General features: G+C 70.4%; 25 protein-coding genes. 14 read left to right on the top strand and 11 right to left on the bottom strand.

Annotation, left to right across the window (positions count from 1 at the left end; genetic code table 11):
• Positions 1–220: 220 nt before the first annotated feature.
• Positions 221–940: an alpha/beta fold hydrolase gene (locus tag H4N64_RS30315; protein ID WP_186285623.1), complete on the bottom strand. Its 720-nt coding sequence runs from the start codon at positions 938–940 to the stop codon at positions 221–223.
• Positions 941–988: 48 nt separating this feature from the next.
• On the bottom strand, positions 989–1,960 hold the full coding sequence (locus tag H4N64_RS30310; RefSeq protein WP_186285622.1) for an alpha/beta hydrolase: 972 nt from the start codon (positions 1,958–1,960) through the stop codon (positions 989–991).
• 376 nt (positions 1,961–2,336) lie between these two features.
• On the opposite strand from H4N64_RS30310, the gene H4N64_RS30305 reads away from it, so the two are divergent.
• From H4N64_RS30305 to H4N64_RS30280, 6 genes are all read left to right on the top strand, one after another.
• On the top strand, positions 2,337–4,211 hold the full coding sequence (locus H4N64_RS30305) for an amidohydrolase (protein WP_222109582.1): 1,875 nt from the start codon (positions 2,337–2,339) through the stop codon (positions 4,209–4,211).
• Positions 4,212–4,304: 93 nt separating this feature from the next.
• The gene (locus tag H4N64_RS30300; protein ID WP_222109570.1) at positions 4,305–4,982 is read left to right on the top strand and encodes a hydrolase; all 678 of its coding nucleotides are present in this window, start codon (positions 4,305–4,307) and stop codon (positions 4,980–4,982) included.
• 53 nt (positions 4,983–5,035) lie between these two features.
• Positions 5,036–5,560 carry a DoxX family protein gene (locus H4N64_RS30295; protein WP_186285620.1) on the top strand — a complete coding sequence of 175 codons (525 nt, stop codon included), beginning with the start codon at positions 5,036–5,038 and terminating at the stop codon, positions 5,558–5,560.
• A complete protein-coding gene (locus tag H4N64_RS30290) occupies positions 5,541–6,281 on the top strand; it encodes a YoaK family protein (RefSeq protein WP_186285619.1) in 741 nt (246 codons plus the stop codon). The genes H4N64_RS30295 and H4N64_RS30290 overlap by 20 nt, the downstream gene beginning before the upstream one ends.
• 26 nt (positions 6,282–6,307) lie before the next feature.
• On the top strand, positions 6,308–7,933 hold the full coding sequence (locus H4N64_RS30285; RefSeq protein WP_186285618.1) for an MFS transporter: 1,626 nt from the start codon (positions 6,308–6,310) through the stop codon (positions 7,931–7,933).
• Positions 7,934–8,027: 94 nt separating this feature from the next.
• Positions 8,028–8,603, top strand: a complete 576-nt coding sequence (locus H4N64_RS30280) for a Dps family protein (protein WP_186285617.1) — start codon at positions 8,028–8,030, stop codon at positions 8,601–8,603.
• 269 nt (positions 8,604–8,872) lie between these two features.
• On the opposite strand, the gene H4N64_RS30275 is transcribed toward H4N64_RS30280, so the two are convergent.
• Entirely contained in the window at positions 8,873–9,520 is a 648-nt protein-coding gene (locus H4N64_RS30275) for a response regulator (RefSeq protein WP_186285616.1), read from the bottom strand.
• Entirely contained in the window at positions 9,511–10,491 is a 981-nt protein-coding gene (locus H4N64_RS30270) for a sensor histidine kinase (protein ID WP_186285615.1), read from the bottom strand. Before H4N64_RS30270 ends, H4N64_RS30275 begins: the two co-directional genes overlap by 10 nt.
• Before the next feature lie 187 nt (positions 10,492–10,678).
• Between H4N64_RS30270 and H4N64_RS30265 the strand changes: the two genes are divergently transcribed.
• Positions 10,679–11,032 (top strand): hypothetical protein, encoded by a 354-nt coding sequence (locus H4N64_RS30265; RefSeq protein ID WP_186285614.1) that lies wholly within the window; start codon positions 10,679–10,681, stop codon positions 11,030–11,032.
• Between the two features lie 220 nt (positions 11,033–11,252).
• On the opposite strand, the gene H4N64_RS30260 is transcribed toward H4N64_RS30265, so the two are convergent.
• From H4N64_RS30260 to H4N64_RS30250, 3 genes are all read right to left on the bottom strand, one after another.
• On the bottom strand, positions 11,253–12,323 hold the full coding sequence (locus tag H4N64_RS30260) for a class I SAM-dependent methyltransferase (RefSeq protein WP_186285613.1): 1,071 nt from the start codon (positions 12,321–12,323) through the stop codon (positions 11,253–11,255).
• A 185-nt stretch (positions 12,324–12,508) separates the two neighbouring features.
• Positions 12,509–13,402, bottom strand: coding sequence for a cytochrome c biogenesis CcdA family protein (locus tag H4N64_RS30255; protein ID WP_186285612.1), 894 nt, complete (start codon positions 13,400–13,402; stop codon positions 12,509–12,511).
• A gap of 93 nt (positions 13,403–13,495) precedes the next feature.
• Positions 13,496–13,996 carry a redoxin domain-containing protein gene (locus H4N64_RS30250; RefSeq protein WP_260860058.1) on the bottom strand — a complete coding sequence of 167 codons (501 nt, stop codon included), beginning with the start codon at positions 13,994–13,996 and terminating at the stop codon, positions 13,496–13,498.
• Between the two features lie 476 nt (positions 13,997–14,472).
• Here H4N64_RS30250 and H4N64_RS30245 point away from each other — a divergent pair, with 476 nt between their 5' ends.
• On the top strand, positions 14,473–14,859 hold the full coding sequence (locus H4N64_RS30245) for a hypothetical protein (RefSeq protein ID WP_336246830.1): 387 nt from the start codon (positions 14,473–14,475) through the stop codon (positions 14,857–14,859).
• Between the two features lie 128 nt (positions 14,860–14,987).
• On the top strand, positions 14,988–15,371 hold the full coding sequence (locus H4N64_RS30240; RefSeq protein WP_260860057.1) for a CDP-alcohol phosphatidyltransferase family protein: 384 nt from the start codon (positions 14,988–14,990) through the stop codon (positions 15,369–15,371).
• Between the two features lie 168 nt (positions 15,372–15,539).
• Here the strand turns inward: H4N64_RS30240 and H4N64_RS30235 are convergent, their stop codons facing one another.
• Both H4N64_RS30235 and H4N64_RS30230 read right to left on the bottom strand, forming a co-directional pair.
• Positions 15,540–15,959 carry a DoxX family protein gene (locus tag H4N64_RS30235; RefSeq protein WP_186285611.1) on the bottom strand — a complete coding sequence of 140 codons (420 nt, stop codon included), beginning with the start codon at positions 15,957–15,959 and terminating at the stop codon, positions 15,540–15,542.
• 119 nt (positions 15,960–16,078) lie between these two features.
• Positions 16,079–16,417 (bottom strand): hypothetical protein, encoded by a 339-nt coding sequence (locus H4N64_RS30230; protein ID WP_222109569.1) that lies wholly within the window; start codon positions 16,415–16,417, stop codon positions 16,079–16,081.
• An 88-nt stretch (positions 16,418–16,505) separates the two neighbouring features.
• Between H4N64_RS30230 and H4N64_RS30225 the strand changes: the two genes are divergently transcribed.
• A complete protein-coding gene (locus H4N64_RS30225) occupies positions 16,506–16,946 on the top strand; it encodes a heavy metal-responsive transcriptional regulator (RefSeq protein WP_186285610.1) in 441 nt (146 codons plus the stop codon).
• Positions 16,947–17,213: 267 nt separating this feature from the next.
• On the opposite strand, the gene H4N64_RS30220 is transcribed toward H4N64_RS30225, so the two are convergent.
• The gene (locus H4N64_RS30220) at positions 17,214–17,861 is read right to left on the bottom strand and encodes a class I SAM-dependent methyltransferase (RefSeq protein WP_186285609.1); all 648 of its coding nucleotides are present in this window, start codon (positions 17,859–17,861) and stop codon (positions 17,214–17,216) included.
• Between the two features lie 121 nt (positions 17,862–17,982).
• Between H4N64_RS30220 and H4N64_RS30215 the strand changes: the two genes are divergently transcribed.
• The 4 genes from H4N64_RS30215 to H4N64_RS30200 all read left to right on the top strand — a co-directional run bounded on the left by H4N64_RS30215 (position 17,983) and on the right by H4N64_RS30200 (position 20,871).
• Positions 17,983–18,915 carry a helix-turn-helix domain-containing protein gene (locus tag H4N64_RS30215; protein ID WP_222109568.1) on the top strand — a complete coding sequence of 311 codons (933 nt, stop codon included), beginning with the start codon at positions 17,983–17,985 and terminating at the stop codon, positions 18,913–18,915.
• A 330-nt stretch (positions 18,916–19,245) separates the two neighbouring features.
• Positions 19,246–19,506 carry a sigma-70 family RNA polymerase sigma factor gene (locus H4N64_RS30210; protein ID WP_186285608.1) on the top strand — a complete coding sequence of 87 codons (261 nt, stop codon included), beginning with the start codon at positions 19,246–19,248 and terminating at the stop codon, positions 19,504–19,506.
• Positions 19,503–19,922, top strand: coding sequence for a hypothetical protein (locus tag H4N64_RS30205; RefSeq protein WP_222109567.1), 420 nt, complete (start codon positions 19,503–19,505; stop codon positions 19,920–19,922). Before H4N64_RS30210 ends, H4N64_RS30205 begins: the two co-directional genes overlap by 4 nt.
• 49 nt (positions 19,923–19,971) lie before the next feature.
• Positions 19,972–20,871: an SMP-30/gluconolactonase/LRE family protein gene (locus H4N64_RS30200; protein ID WP_336246829.1), complete on the top strand. Its 900-nt coding sequence runs from the start codon at positions 19,972–19,974 to the stop codon at positions 20,869–20,871.
• Positions 20,872–20,938: 67 nt separating this feature from the next.
• Here the strand turns inward: H4N64_RS30200 and H4N64_RS30195 are convergent, their stop codons facing one another.
• Entirely contained in the window at positions 20,939–21,388 is a 450-nt protein-coding gene (locus H4N64_RS30195) for a DUF6069 family protein (RefSeq protein WP_222109566.1), read from the bottom strand.
• Positions 21,389–21,511: the final 123 nt, after the last annotated feature.

The raw sequence follows: 21,511 nt of genomic DNA, 5'->3' as shown, positions 1-21,511 counted from the left end.
ACCTGTTAGCGTGTCCGGTCTTCCCGGCCGTCGTGGCCTCCTCAGACTTTCCGTTCCTGGAGAACCCGGCCGCGTCCAACTCCGCCGTGGAGAAGTTCCTCGCGGCGAGGGAACAGGAGCGGATTCGCCGAGCACGGCTCGGTCCTTTTTCCTGTGGCCCCAGTCGCGCCGCGCGGACATCGGATCGGAGGGTGTCCGCGCGGGTCGTTCGTGGGTCGGGTCAGCTGGTGGCGCGTACCGCCTCGCGGATCAGGTCAGCGACCTGCCTCGGCTCGGAGACGGCGATCGCGTGGGACGCGCCCTCGACCTCGACGACGGTCGCCCCGGCCCGCTTCGCCGCGAAGCGCTCCACCTCCGGGTTGATCGCGTTGTCCGCACCGGCGATCAGGGCCCAGGACGGCTTGGTCTTCCACGCGGCCGCGGACGCCGTCTCCTCGAAGGCCGCGGCGGCGAGCGGGCGCTGTGCCGCCGCGAGGACCTTGGTGACGTCCGCCGGGACGTCCGCGGCGAAGACGGACGGGAACGCGTCCTCGGCGATGGTGACCTCGACCGCCGGGTCACCGCCCGCGACCGGGTACGTCCACTGCTTGAGGTTGCTCACCAGCGGCGATGCGGGGAAGCGTCCCTGTAGTTCACCGAGGCTCTCGCCCTCCTCGAGGACGTAGGCGGCCACGTAGACGAGCCCGACGACGTTCTCGGTGGTGCCGGCCACGGTGATGAGCGCACCGCCGTAGGAGTGGCCGACCAGAATGACCGGGCCGTCGATCTGGGAGGCGATCGAGGCGACGTACGCGGCGTCCGAGGCCAGGCCGCGCAGCGGGTTCGGCGGGGCGATCACGGGGATGCCGCTGCCCTGCAACTCGGCGATGACCCCGGACCAGCTGGTGGCGTCCGCGAACGCGCCGTGGATGAGCACCACCGTGGGCGTGGAAGTCGTCATGGTGTGTTGTCTCCTTGAACTCGGAAAGTCGAACTGAGGCGGTTGCGCTCAGGCCGAGTGCAGCGCCGTGTGCAGGGTGTGCACGGCCATCGCGATGGCGGACCGGGCCGCCTGGGTCTCCCGCAGGGCGTTGAGCATCACGAAGTCGTGGATGATGCCCTGGAAGCGGACGGCCGTAACCGGGACGCCCGCCGCGCGCAGCTTGTTGGCGTAGGCCTCGCCCTCGTCCCGCAGCACGTCGGCCTCACCGGTGATGACCAACGCCGGGGGCAGCCCGCCGAGTTGCTCGACGGTGGCCCGCAGCGGCGAGGCGGTGATCCGGGCGCGCTCGGCCTCGTCCGTCGTGTACTGGTCCCAGAACCACTGCATGCCGTCCCGGCGCAGGAAGTAGCCGGTCGCGAACTGGTGGTAGGAGGCCGTGTCGAAGTTCGCGTCCGTCACCGGGTAGAACAGCACCTGCTGGACCAGGGGCACATCACCGCGCTCCTTGGCCATCAGCGTCAACGCGGCCGTCATGTTGCCGCCGACCGAGTCACCGGCCACGGCCAGTCGGCCGCCGTCCAGGCCCTTGGACGCGCCCTGTTCCACGACCCACTGGGCGACGGTGTAGTTCTGCTCGATCGCGACCGGGTAACGGACCTCCGGTGAGAGGTCGTACTCGGGGAAGACGACCGCGGCCTTCGCGCCGACGGCCAGTTCACGCACCAGGCGGTCGTGCGTGTGGGCGTTGCCGAACACCCAGCCCGCCCCGTGGATGTAGAGGATCACCGGCAAGGTGCCCTCGGTGCCGGTCGGCTTGACGACACGAGCCCGGACGCTGCCCGTGGGACCTCCCGGGACGGTGATCCATTCCTCGTCTACCGCCGGCTTGTCGATCTCGCCGGCCTGCACCTCGTCGACTGCCTTGCGGCCCTCCGCCGGAGGCAGTTCGAAAAGGTAGGGCGGGTTGGCGGTCGCTTCCGCGAACGCCGCTGCCGCGGGCTCCAGCACCGGTTCGACCGGCACGAACTCATCGGACAAGGGGATCTCCTCAACTCGCTGCATGCGCCGCCAGTCCCGGCCAACACTCGAACCGAGTCGTGGGTCTGGAGCCTCCGGCGCCTGATTTCACCGTAGAAGCGCTGTGCGCCCCGCAGTTGCCCATGAGTGCACGTCCGGCGTCCGCGCAGCGCACCGAATCCGTTCCGCATCCCGGCAGTGCACTGTGAGAAATGGAGCGCTGCACGGAGAGAACATCCACGGGCGCGCGGCAGGCCTAGCGTTGCGGCTCGGCGGTGAGGGGTCGCCCCGCATTCGGCGGCGAGCATTCACGCCTTCACCGCGTCACCCGTCAGCAGATCGCGCATGCGACGGGCATCGAGAACGTTTATACGAGGGGGTCCCGCACGTGTCTCCAATGCCGGTCGGCGGACTGGTTCCCCGGGCCGTCGACGACGCCGCAGAGCTCGTCGTCCGCAACGCGAGCATTCACACCGGGGACGCGAGCCGTCCGCAGGCCGAGGCGCTCGCCGTGAAGGACGGGGTCATCACGGTCGTCGGTGACGACAAGGACGTCGCCCCGCACATCGGGGCGGACACGAAGGTGGTGGACGCGCTCGGCAGGCGCGTGATCCCCGGCCTCAACGACGCCCATCTGCATGTGATTCGCGGCGGCCTCAACTACGTACTTGAGTTGCGCTGGGACGGGGTTCCCACGCTGCGCCAGGGCCTGGCGATGCTGCGGGAGCAGGCCGCGCGTACCCCCAAGGGTCAGTGGGTGCGGATCGTGGGCGGCTGGTCCGCCGAGCAGTTCGCCGAGCGGCGGCTGCCGACCGTCGCGGAGCTGAACGCCGCCGCCCCGGACACCCCGGTGTTCGTGCTGCACCTGTACCAGTCGGCCGTCCTCAACCGGGCGGCGCTCAATGCCGCCGGATTCGACAAGGACACCCCCGACCCCAAAGGCGGGCAGATCGTGCGCGGTCGGGACGGGGAACCGACGGGCATGCTGCTGGCGGCGCCCAGCGCCCTCATCCTCTACTCGACCCTCGCCAAGGCCCCGGTGCTGGAGGGCGAGGACAAGTTGGTCTCGACCCGTCACTTTCTGCGGGAACTGAACCGGTTCGGCCTGACCTCGGCGATCGACGCCGCCGGCGGGTTCCAGAACTTCCCCGACAACTACAGCACCGTCGTCGAGTTGGCGAAGGCGGGCCAGTTGTCGCTGCGCATCGCCTACCACCTCTTTCCGCAGACCGCGGGGCAGGGGATAGCCGACCTCACCCGCTGGATCGAGATGGCCCGCCCCGAGGACGGGGACGCGTGGCTGCGTCTCAACGGCGCGGGCGAGAATCTCACCTGGGCGGCGGCGGACTTCGAGAACTTCACCCAGCCGCGCCCCGAACTCGGCGACTTCGAGCCGGAGTTCGAGAAGGCGGTCCGTCTTCTCATGGAGAACGGCTGGGGATTCCGGCTGCACGCCACGTACGACGAGACCATCCGCCGGGACCTCGCCGTGTTCGAGAAGCTGGCCGCCGAGGGACTCTTCCCGGCCGGGAACCGCTGGCTGTTCGACCACGCGGAGACCGTGTCCGCGGAGAGCCTCGACCGCGTCGCCGCGCTCGGCGGCGCCTTGTCCGTGCAGAACCGGCTGTCCTTCCAGGGCGAGGCGTTCGTACGCCGCTACGGCTCCGGAGCCGCCGCCGACGCCCCGCCGATCCGGGCCATGCTGGACCGCGGTCTGACCGTGGCCGCCGGCACGGACGCCACCCGGGTGTCGACGTACAACCCCTGGGTCGCGCTGCACTGGCTGGTGAGCGGCCGTAGCGTCGGTGATCTGCTGCTGCGCCCGCGGACCAATCGTGTCGACCGGCAGACCGCGCTGCGGATGTTCACCCGCGCGGGCGCCGAACTCACCGGTGAGGAAGAGGTCAAGGGCGTGCTGCGGCCGGGCTGTTACGCGGACCTCGCGGTGCTGTCCGAGGACTACTTCACCGTGCCCGAGCCGGACATCGCGCGGATCGAGTCGCTGCTCACGGTCACCGGCGGCCGGATCGTCTACGCCGCAGGCGAGTACGAGGGCCTGGACGAGGAGCTGCCGCCCGTCTCCCCCGCCTGGAGCCCCGTGGCGCACTTCGGCGGCTACCAGTCGTCCAGGCAGTGCCTTGCGGGCGTGCGTCAGGCGGAGTCGCTCGGCGAGGCCGTCGCGGAGTCCGAGCAGCACCGTGCCTGGCGTGTCGCGCGCGGCCTGGCCCCGAGCGCCGTCGACGCGCCCTTCGATCCCTGCTTCGTCCTCTGACTGCGCCGTATTCCGGTCCGGCCGAAGCCCAACAGACCCCGTCCACTGGGCGGCTGTTGCTCCGACGCGGACGGTTCGTCCGCGCCGCTACTCATGGAAAGGCAGTTCATCGTGAACATCTCCGAGGTCACCGCGTCCGCCGGCCCCGACCTGCTGACGCCCGACAACTGTGCGGTGCTGTTCGTGGACCACCAGCCGCAGATGTTCTTCGGCACCGGCAGCGGCGACCGTACCGCGATCATCAACTCCACGGTGGGCCTGGCCAAGGCGGCCAAGGTCTTCGACGTCCCCGTCGTGCTCAGCACCGTGGCCGCCGAGTCCTTCTCGGGCCCGATCATGCCGCAGCTGCCCGCGGTCTTCCCCGAGCACAAGGTCATCGACCGTACGACGATGAACGCCTGGGAGGACCCTGCATTCGTCGAGGCCGTCAAGGCGACCGGCCGTAAGAAGCTCGTCATCGCGGGTCTGTGGACCGAGGTCTGCGTGGTCCTGCCCACGCTGTCGGCACTCTCCCAGGGCTACGAGGTCTACGTCGTCACCGACGCGTCCGGCGGCGTCAGCCCGCAGGCGCACGAGCACGCCGTCCAGCGGATGATCCAGGCCGGGTCCGTCCCGGTGACCTGGGTGCAGGTGCTGCTGGAACTCCAGCGCGACTGGGCCCGCGCCGACACGTACGTGCCGGTCACCGAGGTGGTCAAGGAGCACGCGGGCGCCTACGGCCTTGGCATCGTCTATGCCCAGGCCTTCATCGGCGAGCACGCGGCCGGCTGATCCTTTCCACCCTCACAGCAGTGCAGAACTGAGTCAGGAACAGGCAGGAAGAGATGGATACGGGACTGCTGGTCCTACGGCTGGTCGCGGGGCTCCTTGTCGCCGGTCACGGAGTGCAGAAGGTGAGCTTCCGGCTCGGGGGGCACGGCCTCGCGGGCGGAACGGCGGAGTTCCGTAATGACGGGTTCCGCGGCGGCCGGCTCACCGCGGTCGTCGCGGGAGCCAGTCAGATCGGTGCCGGCCTGTTCCTGGCCGCGGGACTGCTCACGCCTCTGGCGGCGATGGCCGCCATGGGTGTGATGACGGTCGCGGCCACGGTGAAGTGGCCCAAGGGCCTCTGGGTGCAGAACGACGGCTACGAGTACCCCCTCGTCCTCGTTGTCATCTGTGCGGCGCTGGCCCTGACCGGGCCCGGCCGGTGGTCCCTGGACCACGCTCTGGCCGTCACTCCGTGGCCGGTGTGCGTCGCCGTCGCCGCACTCGTGATCGGCCCCGTCAGTGGGCTGCTGACCCGTGTGGTGCTCCACCGCGAGCCCACAGCACCGGAGAGGAAGGCCCATGCACAGGCTGCTGACTGACGCGCTCCGCACCCTGGCCCCGCCCAGGGGGGATGCCCACGGCCCGCTGCCTCCGCTGCTGCTCGCGCTGACAGTGGTCACCGGGGTGGTCGACGCGGTGAGCTATCTGTCGCTGGGCCACGTGTTCGTCGCCAACATGACCGGCAATGTGGTCTTCCTCGGCTTCGCGCTGGCGGGTGCCCCGGACCTGTCCGCGCTCGCCTCCGTGGTCGCGCTGGTCTCCTTCCTGCTCGGCGCGCTGGCGGGCGGCAGTCTGGGAACGCGGTTCAGCGCGCACCGCGGGAACCTGTTGAAGACCGCGGCGGCCGTGGAGACGGTGCTGGTCGCCGTCACCGTCGTCGTCGCTGTGGTCTCCGACGGCCGGGTCACCACCGGCGTCCAGTACACGCTGATCGTGTCCCTCGGGCTGGCCATGGGGATGCAGAACGCCGTCGCCCGGCGCCTCGGCGTCCCCGACCTCACCACGACCGTCCTGACGCTGACCCTCACGGGGCTGGCCGCGGACTCCACCACGGCGGGCGGAAAGGCACCGAGGAGCGGCCGCCGGATCCTGTCCGTACTGGCCATGCTCCTCGGCGCCCTCGCCGGAACCGCGCTCCTGCTGCACGGACACCTCGCGCTCGCCCTCGGCCTGTCCCTGCTGCTCCTGGCACTCACCTCCGTGGCCACGCACCGCCTTGCCACGCCCGAGGCCGTGTGGATCAGACCGCCGGTCCAGTAGACGCCCCGCACCCGGTCTGGACGGACATGCCCTCAAAACCACCCGACTCTCCGTGGGCACCGCTCGCTGCGCGTGTCTTCCGAGCGCTGTGGATCGCCCAGTTGGTGTCGAACGTCGGCAGCTGGATGCAGACCGTCGGCGCCCAGTGGCTGCTCCTCGGGGACAGCGCCGCGCTGGTGACGCTCGTACAGACCGCCTCCAGCCTTCCGGTCGTGCTGCTTGCCCTGCCCTCCGGAGTGATCGCCGACCGCTTCGACCGGCGCTCGGTGCTGCTGGTGGCGCAGTTCGCCATGGTCGCGGCCTCCGGCGCGCTGGCGGTGCTGGCGTTCACGGGGGCCCTGACACCGGCGGTGCTGCTCGCGCTGACCTTCCTCCTGGGCTGCGGCACCGCGCTGATGGGCCCGGCCTGGCAGGCGATCCAGCCGGAGCTGGTGGAGCGCGGTCAGCTCGGCCAGGCGGCGGCGCTGGGTGCGGTGAACATGAACCTGGCCCGCGCCGTCGGGCCGGCGCTCGGCGGGGCCGTGGTCGCCGCGGCGGGCGCGGGATGGGTCTTCGCCTTCAACGCGGCGTCCTACCTGGGCACCGCGGCCGTCCTCCTGGTGTGGCGGCGCCCGCGTGCGGCCATCCCGGCCGCGGGGCACGAAGGGCTGATGGCCGCCCTGCACGCGGGCCGACGTTATGTGTGGAACGCGCCGGGGGTACGCCGAGTCCTGCTGCGTACGCTCCTGTTCATCCCGGGCGGCGCCGCGCTGTGGGCCCTGCTGCCCCTGACCGCGAGCCGCACCCTCGCCCTCGGCTCCGGCGGCTACGGACTGCTGCTGGCGGCCGTGGGCGCGGGTGCGGTGGCCGGGGCCTTCGCACTCCCCCGCATACGTCGCCTGCTGGGCGCCAACGCCACGCTCGCCGCGGGCGCGTCGCTGTTCGCGGGGGTCCTCGCGGCGCTGGCCACGGTGCGCACTCCGTGGCCGGCCGTGATCGCTCTCCTGGCTGCCGGACTCGCCTGGATCGGGGTGCTGTCCACGCTCAACGCGGCCGTGCAGACCCGGCTGCCTGCCTGGGCCAGGGCCCGTGGCCTGGCCGTCTACCTTCTGGTCTTCCAGGGCGGCCAGGCGCTGGCGGCACCGCTGTGGGGCGCCGTCGCCGACGGGCTCGGGCAGCGCGCCTGCCTGCTGATCGCGGCGGCCCTGATGCTGCTGAGCGCCGCCAGCGTACGCCGCTGGCCGCTGCACGACGCCGACCGCATCAACCCCGCGCCGTCCGCGCACTGGCCCGCTCCTCCCCTGGTGTTCGACCCGGGAGAGGCAGACGGCCCGGTCCTCGTCTGCGTCGTCCACCGCGTCCCGGCGCACCACCGCGCCGAGTTCGTCGACCGCATGCGCCACGTCCAGGGTTCCAGACGCCGCACCGGCGCCCTGACCTGGGGCCTCTTCCAGGACGGCAATGAACCGGAACGCTTCATCGAGACCTACCTGGTCGCCTCCTGGGCGGAACACCTGGCCCAGCACGACGTCCGCCTGACGGCGACCGACCGCGCCCATGAGGAGCGGGCGCGTGAACTCCTCGCACCGGGAACGGCGCCGGAGGTGACCCACGCCTTCGACACCTCGTCGGGCCCGGCCTTACCCGAGGGGCAGAACCGGTCGGTGCACTGACGGGCACCGATGCGAGCGTTCTGGGACAACACACATGCCCATGCGGCCCATAGCGTCGGCCCCGTAATCCAGCACGCATCGCGGGAGGTACGTCATGACCACAGGTTCCCGGCCCATGAGCAGTCAGCCGTGGCTGCATCAGAAGGGCGAGGTCATCCAGGAGTTCGGCACAGTCAAGCAGTTCCCCCTCGCGCTGTCCTACGAGGCGCGCATGTACTCCTGCCAGCGGGTGAACAAGGTACTGGCGGACACCCAGATCCTCTACGGCCTCTACAAGAAGCACCACTGGATCATGCGGGGCGCGACCTTCTACCAGCTCCACCTGCTCCTGGACAAGCACGCCGGAGAGCAGTTGGAGCTCGTCGACACCCTCGCCGAGCGCGTCCAGACCCTGGGCGGCGTCGCCGTGGGCGATTCCCGGCACGTCGCCGAGCTCACGTCGATCCCGCGCCCGCCGGACGGTGTCGAGGAGGTGCCGGCCATGCTGTCCCGGCTGCTCGAAGCCCACGAGACCATCCTGACCGAGGCCCACGACGCGGCCACCCGCGTCGCCGAGCTCGGCGACGACGGCACGAATGACCTCCTGGTCTCGCAGATCATCCGCACCGGCGAGTCGCAGGCCTGGTTCCTGGCCGAGCATCTGGTCGACACCCCGCTGGTCCGCGCCTGAGCACGCCGCACGTGCATGGACGGGGAGCACCGACCTGTTTCGGTCGCTGCTCCCCTCCCGCACACCCAAGGGTTTGTCCTCGGGGTCGTTCCCCGCACCACCCTCGACCAGTTGGGGATCTTCCCGTTCCTGCTGGCCGGCAGCGTGCTGTGCTGCCCGTCGCGGGGCTCGTCGGCCACATCCGCTCTGGTCGCGCTGGGGCGCTCGAAGCGACCCCGCAGCAGTCGATGTCTGAAGCAGCAGTGCACCAACAGCAGTCCGGACGCGGTTCACTGCCAACGCAGGAACCGCAGCACCGCCTGCACCCGCCGGTGGCCGCGCTCGCTCTGCTCCAGGCCGAGCTTGGTGAAGACACTGCGTACATAGCCCTCGATCGTCTTGGGGCTCAGGACCAGTTCCTCGGACAATGCGGCGTTGGTCAGCCCCTGGGCCATCAGCGACAGCACCTCCCGCTCGCGGTCGGTGAGTTCGGCCAGCGGGTCATGTTCCCGTCGCCGGCCGACCAGCCTGGACACGAATTCGGCGTCCATCACGACCTCGCCACCGGCGACGCGTCGAACGTCGACCGCGAACGCACCGAGGTCGGACACCCGGTCCTTGAGCAGGTAGCCGACCGCGCCGTCGAACTCTTCCATGAGCCGTAGCGCGTGATGCACCTCGACGTACTGCGACAACAGCATCAGCCCGACCTGCGGCGCGAAGGAGCGGATCTCGGCCGCGGCCTCGATGCCCTCGTCGGCGAAGCCCGGCGGCATCCGCAGATCGGTGATGACCACGTCCGGTGCGTAGCGGCAGACGAGGCCGACCAACTCGGCACTGTTCCGGGCCTGGGCCATCACGTCGAAGCCCTCCTCGGCGAGGATACGAGCCATGCCCTCGCGGAAGAGGACCGCGTCGTCGGCGACGATCACTCGCACGGCAGCACCGCCCTGACCCTCGTGCCCCCGCCCGAGGGGCTGTCGACCCGGAGGTCACCACCCAGCGCGGCGAGGCGATCCGCCAGCCCTCGCAGCCCCGTTCCCGGCCCTGGGCGTGCTCCGCCGCAACCGTCGTCGGTGACCTCCACGCACAGGCCGCCTTCGACCGGGGCCACGTCGACGACGACCACGCCTGCGCCCGAATGCCGTGCGGCGTTGGTGAGCGCCTCGCTGACCACGTCGTACGCCGTCGCCTCGAGGTCACGCGGCAGGCGACCGGCGTCGGCCACATGCAGTCGCACCGGGATCGCCGACCGGTCCCCGAGCGCCGCGAGCGCGGGCTCCAGACCCGACTGGGCCAGGACCATCGGGTGCAGACCACGGGCCAGTTCGCGCAGCTCGGCGGTGGCCTCCAGCAGGTACGTCCGCGCCAGTTCGACGCCATCGGCCATTGCCGCGCCGTCGGCCCGCGCCTGCTTGGCCAGGGCGCCGAGCTCCAGAGCAAGGGTGACCAGGCGTTGCTGCGCACCGTCGTGGAGGTCGCGCTCGATGCGCCGTCGGGCCGCGTCCTCGGCGGTGACGATCCGGCGGGCCGCCGCCTCGATCTCCTGGCCCTGTTGCTGCTGCACGATGACCAGTCCGGTCTGCGCGACCAGGTCCGCGAGCAGGCGGGCCTCCGTGGCGCTGAGCGATCCGCCGGCCGGCTCGCGGACGGTGACCGCGCCGCGCACGCTGCCGCGGTGGACAACGGGCCGGACCAGCCGGCGCGGCCCGCCCAGCCCGGCGAGGGTTGCCGGGCCCGCCTCGACGGTCGTGGCCGGCCACCGCCCCCGCGGGATCAGATGATGCTCCTCGCCCACCCATACGACAACTGCGGTGGCGCCGACCGCGCTTGCGACCGTGGCGGCGACGGCGTCGAGCAGGTCCCGCGGCGGGTCCTGGAGGTGGGCCACGGGACCCCCGACGGACATGCGACAGAACAACTCCGATCGCCCAAGGGGCGAACCTAAGTCGCGCAGTGGCCAACCTGCGTGCCCGCCGATCTGATCCGGGTATGGGCGGCCCTGGACGCACTGTCGGCTCGATCAGCAAACACGCGGTCATGTGGAAAGCGGCCGCATGCTGCGCGTGGCTTGCGGGACTAGGCTTCGGGCTGCCGTGCGCGTAGCCATCTGGTATCTCGCCGACCACGGCAGCGTCTGGACCTTCCTGGGCTTTCCCACCTACGGCGACGGCCCCTTTGAGGACATCGGTCTCACGACGACCATTCCTCTGCTCTGCCTTTTCCTCCTGGTCTGCGTGGGAGAACTGGCCGTGGGACGGGCGCTCTGGCAAAGTCGCCGCAGCGCCAGACCGCTCGCCCTGGCACTCCTGCCCATCGAAATCGCAGTCTGGACCGGTTTCGCACTGCCCTTCGGCTTCCTGGCAGGCGCCGCCCGAACCGTGCTCGTCCTCGCGGTGAGGGGCGGCAAGGAGGAAACCACCACCCGTTCGGATCAGCGCGAAACCTAGCGTGGCGCCGGCGGTGGCACCCGGCCATGGTCGACGGCGAAAGAGCCACTCGACGTCAGATCCCCGTATGCCTCATCCTCTTCTCGGCTTCGTCGCGCCCCAGCGCATCGAAGTTGTCCAGGTGAAATTTGTTGGCGTTGAAGGGATCCCCGCGCCAAGACACAGTGATGCGGTCACCCCCGACGAGGCGTCCCCTTCTGCCACAACTCTTCGGGCCGGCCTACGGCTTGATGTCGTAGAGGACGTTGAAGGGGTCGTCCGCGGTGGACCGGGCCACGTCGCTGAAGCCCGCCTCGGCGCACAGATCGCGTACGACTGCCTCGGGCATACCGCACGTGCCGAGAGCGGCTCCGCCGCTCGCGAGGGACGTGGTCATGCAGTAGAACAAGCTGAACCCGTAGAACATCGAGGCCACGGGGCCCACATTGTCCTGGGGGCGGTCCTGGCAGTTGATCTCGAGCATCAGGTAGTCGCCGTCATCCTTGACCGCGGCCCTGACGGCGGCAAGCAGCCGCTTCGGGTCCGCCGCGTCGTGGATGACGTCGAAGGTGGTGACAAGGTCATAGCGTCCGGGAAGCCCCTGGGCGGCATCGACCGTCTCAAAGGTCACGCGGTCGGCGACACCGGCCTTCTCCGCATTCGCCCGGGCGCGTTCCACCTGGGCCGGGAAGTTGTCGAACCCCGTGAAACGCGAGTGGGGAAACTTCTCGGCGAGCACGATCAGGGCGCGGCCCGCGCCGCATCCCACGTCCGCGACGTCGATGCCGCGCCCCAGCTTCTCGACGACGTGCGGGAAGGTGCTCAGCCAGTCGTCGACCATCACGCTCTCGAACCAACTGCCGGTGAAACGGCTCATGCCGTCCCACAGGATGTCCGGGTAGTCGCTCTGCCGCACGCCTCCCCCGCTCCGGAACGCCTCGATCAGTCGTTCGTACGGCGCCAGGGCGGCGGGCATCATCTGGTACACGCCGCCGAGGAACATGGGCCCTGATTCCTCGGCCAGGGCGGGGGCGTGCTCGGCGGGCAGCGTGAAGCGCCCGGGCTCGGGTTCCGCCAGATACCCCGTGGCTGTCATACCCCGCAGCCACTCACGTACGTAACGCTCGTTCAGCTCCAGACGGTCCGCGAGTTCCTGGCTGTCGGCGGGGCCGTTGGCCGCGAGGTCCTTGAACAGGCCCAGCCGGTCTCCCAGGTGGCAGAGACCGATGGTCATCGTCCCGCTGAGGTCCCCGAGCGCTTTCTCCATGAAGGCTTCGACCTTCGCCTCGTCCAGCTCGCGCGGCGCCGCCATGATGTCCCTCCTGACCGTCGAGCACGATCGCGGGGTGCGACCGGCCCGGCCAGCCAAGCACCGGGGTGCTCTCCTGCGTCGCCGCCACGACGGGCGGAGGCGCGAACTCCACTCCCCGGGCGGCGTCGGCGTACTGCGCCCATGCGCGCTGCGCTTCAGCCGGGCCACGCCCGGCTCACGGCGGCTCAGGCCGGGTGCTTGGGTGCCGAGGAAGGACTGGGGTCGGTATGGGTGGGCCGACGTGTGCGCGTGCGGCGACGGATGACCAGGGCCGCGGTCAGCAGGACGGCGAAGAGGGTGGCCAGTGCTGTGGGACCGATGGTGTCCACGCCGTCGGCGACGGCACGCTGGATGGTGGCCGCCGTGTCGATGACGGGGTCCTCGGTGGCAGGGTCGCGCCGGACGCGGATCTCGTACCAGCCGTAGTAGGCGACGTACGCGCCGACGAGGAGGAGCAGTCCGCCTCCGAGGCGCGGGGCGATCACACCGAGGCGGCGCAGACGGGTGACGGCGGTGGTGCGGGTGAGTGCGACGGTCAGAGAGGCCGCGCCGACGATCAGGCCCATCCCGGCGGCGTAGGCCGCGAACAGGGCGATGCCCTCGCCGGTGGAGCCGCTGCGGAAGGCGGAGACGACGATGGCGAGGAACGGGGCGATGGTGCAGCCGAGGGACGCGGTGGCGTACGCCATGCCGAACAGCGCCATCGAGGGCAGGGAGCGCGTGAGGGTGGGGGCGCGGCGGAGTTTCGGGGTCAGGGTGGGCAGTTGGCGGCCGACGAGCAGCCATACTCCGGCGGCGACGATGAGCAGGCCGAAGCCGATGGTGAACCAGGGCAGGTGCTGCTGGATCTGTCCGGCCATGGGCTGGATGGCGAGGCCGAAGATACCGAAGAGGGCGGCGAATCCGGCGGTCATCGCGGCGGTCGCGGCCAGCGCCCGGCCCACGGCGACGGCACGGCTGGGGCTGTCGTCGCCGAGGACGAGCAGGGAGAGGTAGGCGGGGAGCAGGGCGAAGCCGCACGGGTTGACGGCGGCGAGCATGCCGGCGCCGAGCGCGAGGGCGAGGGGAAGGTCGGCCATGGCTTCAGCCGGTGAGCGTGGCGAGCTTCTCGGCCAGCCCCTTGCCGCCGGGGAGCACGCCCTCGTAGACGGTCTTTCCGGTCCGGTCGAGGATCACGTAGTTGCTCTGCTGGATGATCTCGAACCTCTTCCACACCTCTCCCTTCTCGTCGGACAGGTGGGGAAGGAGTCGGTGCCGGTGTCGGAGACGAAGTCGCGCATGGCGGCGTTCTTGTCCAGGCCCGCGACGCCGACGACGTTCGCCTTGCCCTGGTAGTCGGCGGCCACCTTGGCGGTCTCGGCGGCCTGGCCCTTGCACGTGGGGCACCACGGCGCCCAGAACCACAGCACGGTGGGCTTGCCCGCGAGGGTTTTCGCGTCGAACGGTCTGCCGTCCACCGTGGTGGCGGTGAAGTTCAGCGTCTCAGGGACGCTCGTGTCCTCCGCCTCGCTGCCGCTGCCGTCCCCGGTCGGGGACGGCTGGACTGGGGATGACGCCTGCGATGGGGAGGCTCCCGCGTCGCCGACGGAGGCGGAGCCTCCGCCTGAGCCGCATCCGGTGGCGGTGAGGAGAGCGGCGGTCAGGGTGGCCGGGAGGAGGGTGCGGGGGCGCAAGGAGGACTCCTGGGGTTGTCGGTACTGGTGGCGAAGGTAGCTGTGGAGGCTCGAGCGGGCAGCCGGGCGGGGTCTTACGGTTTGGTGACGTCAGCCTGCCGTGTCCCTTGAGCCGTTCGGGGTCGGGGACCGTGATACACCCTCGGGCCAGTGACGTTTCACTCCTGGGCCTGGGGTGCGTCGGCGCCGGCCGATCCACCGCAGTCGTCCGCACCTCCGATGGCTCCGCATCCGGGAGATCCCCGCAAGCCCCGGGTACGCGGTGCTCCGGTCCCCGGGGCACCGCAGATCAGAAAGCGTCGGCCTCGACCCCGACGCCCGCGTCCTCGACATGGATGGCCGGATGCGAGCCACGGACAGCGTGTGGGGCGTCGGCGACGTCACCGGGCGCGGTCTGTTCACCCATGCCGCGATGTACCGGGCCGAGGTCGCCGTGCGGGACATTCTGCGAGAGCCCGGTCCACAGGCCGACCACCGTGCCCCTGCCACGGATCACCTTCACCGCCCCGGAAGTCGGCTCCGCGGGGCTGACCCAGCAAGCGGCCAGGGAGCAGGGGCACCGGCTGCGGACAAGCGCCTCGCGGGTGCCCTCCTCGGCACACGGCTGGATGCACAAGGTCGGCAACGAAGGGCTGATCAAGCTCGTCGAGGACGCCGAGCGGGGCGTCCTGGTCGGTGCCACCCCCACAGGCCCGTCCGGCGGCGAGGTCCTCTACGGGCTCGCCGTCGCCGTCCAGACCGAAGTCCCGGTCGACCGGCTCCGGCACATGATCTACGCCTGTCCCACGTTCCACCGCGGCGTGGAGGGCGCCCTGGGCGGGCGACCTCGTCAGCTGAGCGCCGCGCGGCGCTCTGCCTCCTGATTGACCGCTGACAGCGAGGCCGCGACGGTCGCCTCCCACCGCGGGGCTACCGCGTTGCCCCACCACTGCCCGAGCGCCCACAGGTCCGTGCCCAGCTCACCGGTGTACTCCAGCCGCGTCCTCCGCCCGTGCTCCAGGAGCTGGAACGACTCGGTCTCCCCGGCCGAGGCAAACCCTGGTCCGGACCGCTGGCCATCGCCCTCGACCTCGCCGACGGCCGTCTGGCCCGCCACCAGGACACCGCATCCCCCTTCGGCGACTACGCCGACACCTTCGCCGACGCCGCCTACTGGACGTGGCTCACCCTGCGCCACGAACCCAGCCGCACCCTGCGGACGGCCGCCGTCGCCGCCTGGGCGCTTCCCGTCGTCACCGTCACCGCACTCGCGCTGCGCCGCGGCACCATGCCCAAGCGGGCCCCGCCCCACGCTGCTGCGGCCGGCCGCCGCCCTGCAGGTCGTCGTCGCGCTCCGCCACCTCACCCGCCGCCAGGACCGTCCGAAGCCGACTGATCCGACTCCGCCACCGGAGCACCCTCCACTCGCTTGACGTCAAGGGCTGCAACGTCAAGATCGCCTGGCCAGGGTCCCAGTAGGCGACGTCCGTTGGTGACGACGTCGCCGGAGAGGGCCGCCCCAGGGGGCGGGACACCGACCCACGCGGCCGGTGCGGTCGTGGCCTCAGCGCAGGTCAAAGAGAGGGCCCGTGATCGTCAGGCCCAGGTCGGTGCCGGCATGTGCGATGAGCGCGAGCAACATCAAGGACGCGCCGGCCAAAGCCAGGTCCTTCTGGAAGTGGACCAACTCCCCTTGCCTGGCCTGTGGGTCGCGCTCCCTCCAGAACCTGTGCATCAACACCGCGGCGGGCACCAGGAAGACGACCAGCAACAGCGCGCCCAGGTCAGCCCAGATGCCGAGCAAGACGCTCAATCCGCCGACGAGAATGAGCAAGCCGCTGCCGATCGTGGCGGGCACGGCGAGAGGGACTCCTCTGGATGCCGCGTACCCGGCCATCGCCCTGGTCCTGGTGAGGTGGCCGGCGGCCGAGGCGAGGAAGAGTGCCGCGAAGAGGATGCGGCCGATAAGTACCAAGACGTCCATGACGACCTCCGGGCGGAATGCCGGCGAAGCAGAGACCACCTAGGACAAAAGCTACTCGTCCCACCCCTCCGGAGGATCCGCCGCAGCGTGCCACCGCCCCGGTCCGAACCGCCTCAGCTCTAACCAGCCACCTCAGACAGACCGGCAGCCGCCAGGGCCCGGCGCAGGTCCGTGACACTCGGGGCGCCTTCGCTCGTACCGTCGACATTGCGGTACAGGCGGCACGAGATGCTGGGCCGGGCGCCCGGGACGGCGAACGGATCGGCACCGTTGAGCAGAACGGTGGGGGAACCCTTCATGTCCCACCGCGCGGCTGCGGTCTCGTCGGGCACCTCAACCACCTCCACCGGCACGGCGCGCCCCGCGAGCACGGCCGCGATCCGCTCACATACGAGCGGAGCGTTCGGGCAGCCGGGCACCGCCAGGACCGAGATCCTCACACCCGCGCGCTGTTCCATGACACGCCCTCCTGTCTCATCTCCTGCTTCTCTTCCGAGGAACGTAGACCTTCCAGTGGACTGGAAGGTCAAGGGCTAGCCTGGAGGCATGCGCATCGGTGACCTCGCCGCCGTCAGCGGGCTGACCACCAAGACCATCCGCTTCTACGAGCACGCCGGACTCGTGCCGGAGCCGCCCCGCACCCCGGGCGGCTACCGCGACTACCCGGAGCGGACGGCACAGCGTCTGGCGTTCATCCGCGTCGCCCAGGGCGCCGGGCTCACCCTCGCCGAGATCCGCTCCGTCCTCGCCCTGCGCGACGCCGGAGCCGCCCCCTGCGCCCACGTCACGGCACTCATCGACCAGCACCTCGCCGACATCGAGCGCCGTCTGGACGAACTGCGCACGACCCGCGCCGCCCTGCGCGGCCTCGCCGAGCGCGCCGCCGCGACGGACCCGTCCGACTGCACCGACTCCGACATCTGCCGCATCCTGGCCGGGGCGAACCGTGAGCACCGTCCAATGAGTCCGGCACGCGAACATCCATAACGCGCCAGGCAGAGGACTACCGAGAGCCTCCCACACCGGCGCGGAAACGAGGAGTACGGCCATGCTGCGCGCTGGGCATGGCGGCTCTTGTTGAGCGCCTCTCTCGGTGATCGGACCGAGCCGGCCCACCGTCCACCGGCGCTTTCCTGCCCCGGTGGTGTGTCAGGGGTGCGGAAGCCACGGTGAGGGGGCCGTGAATCGCCGCGGTGGCTTTGTCCCCTGTCAACCGTGTTGGCCATGCTCGGCGCCAAGCCGTCTGACCCGGGACTATTTCTGGCCCGGCCCGGTCGGGCGGGCCAGTTCGATGCCGACTTTTCCACCAATCCGCAGGGCCATGGTGCGGGTCGGCTCCACAGTGAAGCCGGCTGCGGCGATCCGCTGCGACACGGCGTCACCGACATTGTCGCGCAACTGTTCGCCCACCCGACCGCGCATCCCGGCCTGCCGGTGCCCTCGGCCGTGCCAGTGGTCATGCCCGTGCTCGTCGAACACCGCGTCGGCCAGGACCAGCAGCCCCTCGGGCCGCAGCACCCGGCGCACTTCGGCAAGCAGCGCGTCCTTCGACGTACTGTCCAGGTGGTGCAGCATCAAGCTGGAGAAGACCCGGTCGAACGAACCGTCGCCATAAGGCAGTTCCTGGGCGAACCCGCGGTCCAGCCGCACGGTGAGGCCGACCCGCCGGGCCTTGCGACCGGCGCGGGCCAGCGCCTTGGGGTCAGGGTCCAGGCCGACGAGGTCCACGTTCCGGTATCGCTGACCGGTCGCCCGCAGCAGGTTCCCGGTGCCGCAGCCGACGTCCAGCACCCGGTGCCCGTCCCGCAACCCGGCCAGCCTGATCATCTCCTGGTGAATCGGGCGCAGCCCGAACACGTGGTGCACCACGTCGTAGAGCGGCGTCAGGAAGTGCTTGCCCAAACCCGGGATGTACTCCCGCTCGGTGAGCGGCTGAGAAGTTTTTTCGGCCATGGATTCATTCTGACCGCGCCTGGAGCTGCGGGCCTGTACCGATTTACGGCTCCAGTGGGACGATTCGACGGTGAAGACCGTGCGTAAGGCGCCCAGCCGGGACCGGCCGGCGACCTACTCGATGCTGCCGGCACCCGGAGAGCTGCCCGTGGCGACCTGGCGACTGGAGCACGGCTGGGAGAGCACCGGCACCTTCGAGGAGCACGCACACGACTTCCCCGGCCTGGCGTACTTCCAGACCACCGGCGGGCTGCTGCGCACTGGCCGGCGGGCCTGGCCGATCGAGGCCGGCGACCTGTTCGTGATCGCGCCCGGCGACGTGATGGGCCACATCCACGCCACCGACCTGGCCCACGCCCACGGCTGGGGCGTGTTCTTCACCGCCGACGCGCTCGGCCCGGACGTCCCCGGAGCCCACCTGGCCTGGCGCACGCACCCACTTCTGTTCCCGTTCGTGCGCGGCGGCGCGATCGGCGCCCTGCGGTTGCGGGTGCCCGAACCGGACCGGCCCGAGTGGGCCGCCCGGATCCAGGCCCTGCACGGCGAATTGGCGCAACGCCGGGACGGCTACCGGGAGGCCGTGTCGGCCCATCTGACGCTGCTGCTGGTCGGAGTGTCCCGGCTCGCCGCCGATGTCGTGGGCGACCTGCGCGAGAACCGGGAACCATTGCTCGCCGAGGTGTTCGAGGTCATCGAGCAGCGCTACCCACAGCCTCTGTCACTGCGCGACGTGGCCGCCGCGGTCAGCGTTTCCCCGGGCCACCTCACCTCGACGGTACGCCGACGGACCGGACGTACCGTGCAGGAGTGGATCACCGAGCGGCGGATGGTGCAAGCCCGGCGCCTGCTGGCCGCGACCCAACTGCCGATCAGCGAGATAGGCAGGCAAGTGGGCTTCCCGGACGCCGGCTACTTCGCCCGCACCTTCGGCAAGGTGCACGGAATGAGCCCCGCACAGTGGCGGCGAGCCGGCGCCGATCCCGTAAGTCGGCCGCGACGCTGACAAATCCCGTTCCGCGCTGGCGGAATCCGCGTAAGAGGCCAGACGGGTCTGATCGGGTAACCGCGCGACGGCAACCAGGGCTGTCGCAGGAGCCACCCGGATGGCCACCGCCCGGCTCAGGACGGGCCCGTACGGGCTCCGCTGACCACGCCAAGGGCCTACCCACCCGTACGTGAGCACCACTCGGCGTACGCCATCCCGTGCGAAGTCCGAGTCCGAAGAAGTTGCCCGCCAAAGGCGGTCATGTTCCGGATGACTCCGAGGCTGTGAACCTTTCTGAAGCTGATGCCGACTGTTCCGGTGAGGTGGGACGCGGGACAGGGAGGTGCAGTGAGCAAGGACGATCGCTCCAAGCTGCCTCTGTGGCGTTATCTGCGGTGCATGCTCGGCTCACCGCATGTCGCGGACGATCTTGCGCAGGATGTGTGGGTTCCGTTATGCGCGGGCTGCCACGGCTGCGAGAGCCGGACCGACGCTCCCTGGTTGTTCACCATCGCCCGGCGCACGGTGGCCGGCCATCTGCGGGAGCAGGCTGCACCGCGCGCGTCGCATTCTGCGCGACGTCCTCACCGAAAGGGCTACGAGACATGACTGAGCAGGACTACGGAGCGCACCGAGGCGTGCCCGCCGAGCTGGAGAGCGCGCTGGCGGCGGAAGTCTCACTGCGTTCCCGGATGCGGTACGTGGCCGTGGGTCTTGCGGGAGGGTGCGCAGCGCTGCTCATCGCCCTGATGTGGGCGACCGAGCCGCAGCCCCTCCCCGCACGCACCCAGGCAGCCTTCGCCGGACTGATCGCCGCCGGGCCGGCCTGGGCCACTGTCGCCGGCTGGGCCGTGAGCAGGCGCCGACCGCGGTACGCACAAGACCAGGTGCTAACAAGCTGCCGCCAGGCACGCGAACAACTCAACGCGGACCTTGCGCTGGCGCGGCCTCGGCAGCGACAACGCCCCACCCGTGGCAAGACCGCCCACCCTGGGGCCGCCTCCCTGCTGCATCTCGCGGCCTGAGACGCAACAGCCTGGCTCCGAATCACGGTGCAGACCGCGATGAGTTCCCGTGCCCGGGCAGGTCTATCCCTCTACCAAGCGAGGAGAGAAGCACATGAGCGCACCCGAAGTAATGAGCACACCCGAAGTACTGATGGAAGGCATCGTGTTCGGCGAGTCACCCCGCTGGCACAACGAGCAACTCTGGTTCTCCGACTGGGGCGCGCACCAGGTAATCGCACTTGACGCCGACGGCCACCATGAGGTGGTAGTAACCGTTCCGTCGTTCCCGATGTGCATCGACTTCCTCCCCGACGGGCGACTGCTCGTCGTGGATTCGGCACAACGACGGCTGCTGCGTCATGAACCCGACGGATCACTCGTCCAGCATGCCGACCTTTCCAAGGTCTCGGAGAAGCCGTGGAACGACATCGTGGTCGACGACCGGGGCAACGCCTATGTCAACACCATCGGTTTCCCCTTTCCCGGCGGTGAGTTCGCGCCGGGCTTGATCGTGCTCGTCACGCCGGACGGCAACGTCCATCAAGTTGCCGACGACCTCGCGTTCCCCAACGGCATGGCGATCAGCCCGGATGGCGCCACGCTGATCGTTGCCGAGTCGTATGCGAACCGGCTCACCGCCTACGGCATCGACAGCCACGGCCGCCTCGGCAACCGCCGTGTGTGGGCGCAGACACCCGACGACCACCCGGACGGCATTTGCATGGATGTCGAAGGCGCGGCCTGGTACGCCGACGTCGGCAACCAGCGCTGCGTCCGCGTCCGCGAAGGCGGTGAGGTACTCGCCACCCTCGATCTGGACCGCGGCGCCTTCGCCTGCGCACTCAGCCGCGGCGACAACCCCCGCCTCTTCGTCGTCGGCCAGACCTGGAACGGACCCGAGCCGCGGCAACCCAGCGGACGGGTCGTGGCGTTCCCAGCCCCCGCACCAGGCGCCGGAAAACCCTGACCCAGCCAGGCCCAGCGTCCAGAGGAAAAGCCAGCCTCTTCCACCGCCTCGGCCAGGTGGCCTTCAGTCACCTATCGGTCCGGGTGCGGAGGCTCCGCGCCAGGGTGGGGATCATCACCGTCGCAGGGACGAGGTGCAGCCCGAGGAGGGCGGTGGTGGTGGCGGTGTTCGCCCCGGAGAGGAGGGGCGGAACCAACGAGATCGCGGTGAGCGACACTGCCGTCCTCACGAATCGCTCGGCGGGGCGAGCGCTCCACCGAAGAAGAGCGACGGCAATGACGATGCCCACGACCGAGAAGAAGCCGGTCACCACGGCGAACCCTGACAACGGGATCGTCTCGCCCCCATCGGGGACCTCGAAGTCGACGCCAACGGCCTGGGCAAGCGCAGCGGCGAGAGTGGTGGCCACCATCGCTGCGAGCGTGGCAATGAAACCGGTGCCGGCGAGCCCGCGAAGTGGGTGGGTGTGGCTGGTCCGGCCCGATGCCTGGCCTGCGACAACCCCGGTGTCATTCATCCTGTTCATGTCGTTCCTCCCTCATTCGGTAACTGGCGTACGGGCTGTGTTGACCGGCATGTAAAGGTCCTGGCCCATGGGGGTGACGATGCGCGCCCTCGCCGCGTGAGCGTCCACACCGGG

Origin of the sequence: Streptomyces cupreus (genome assembly GCF_014257025.1) — a bacterium.
Classification (GTDB): domain Bacteria; phylum Actinomycetota; class Actinomycetes; order Streptomycetales; family Streptomycetaceae; genus Streptomyces; species Streptomyces cupreus.
The sequence above is the reverse complement of the archived record's forward strand: the minus strand, read 5'-3'. Positions and strand labels throughout refer to the sequence as shown.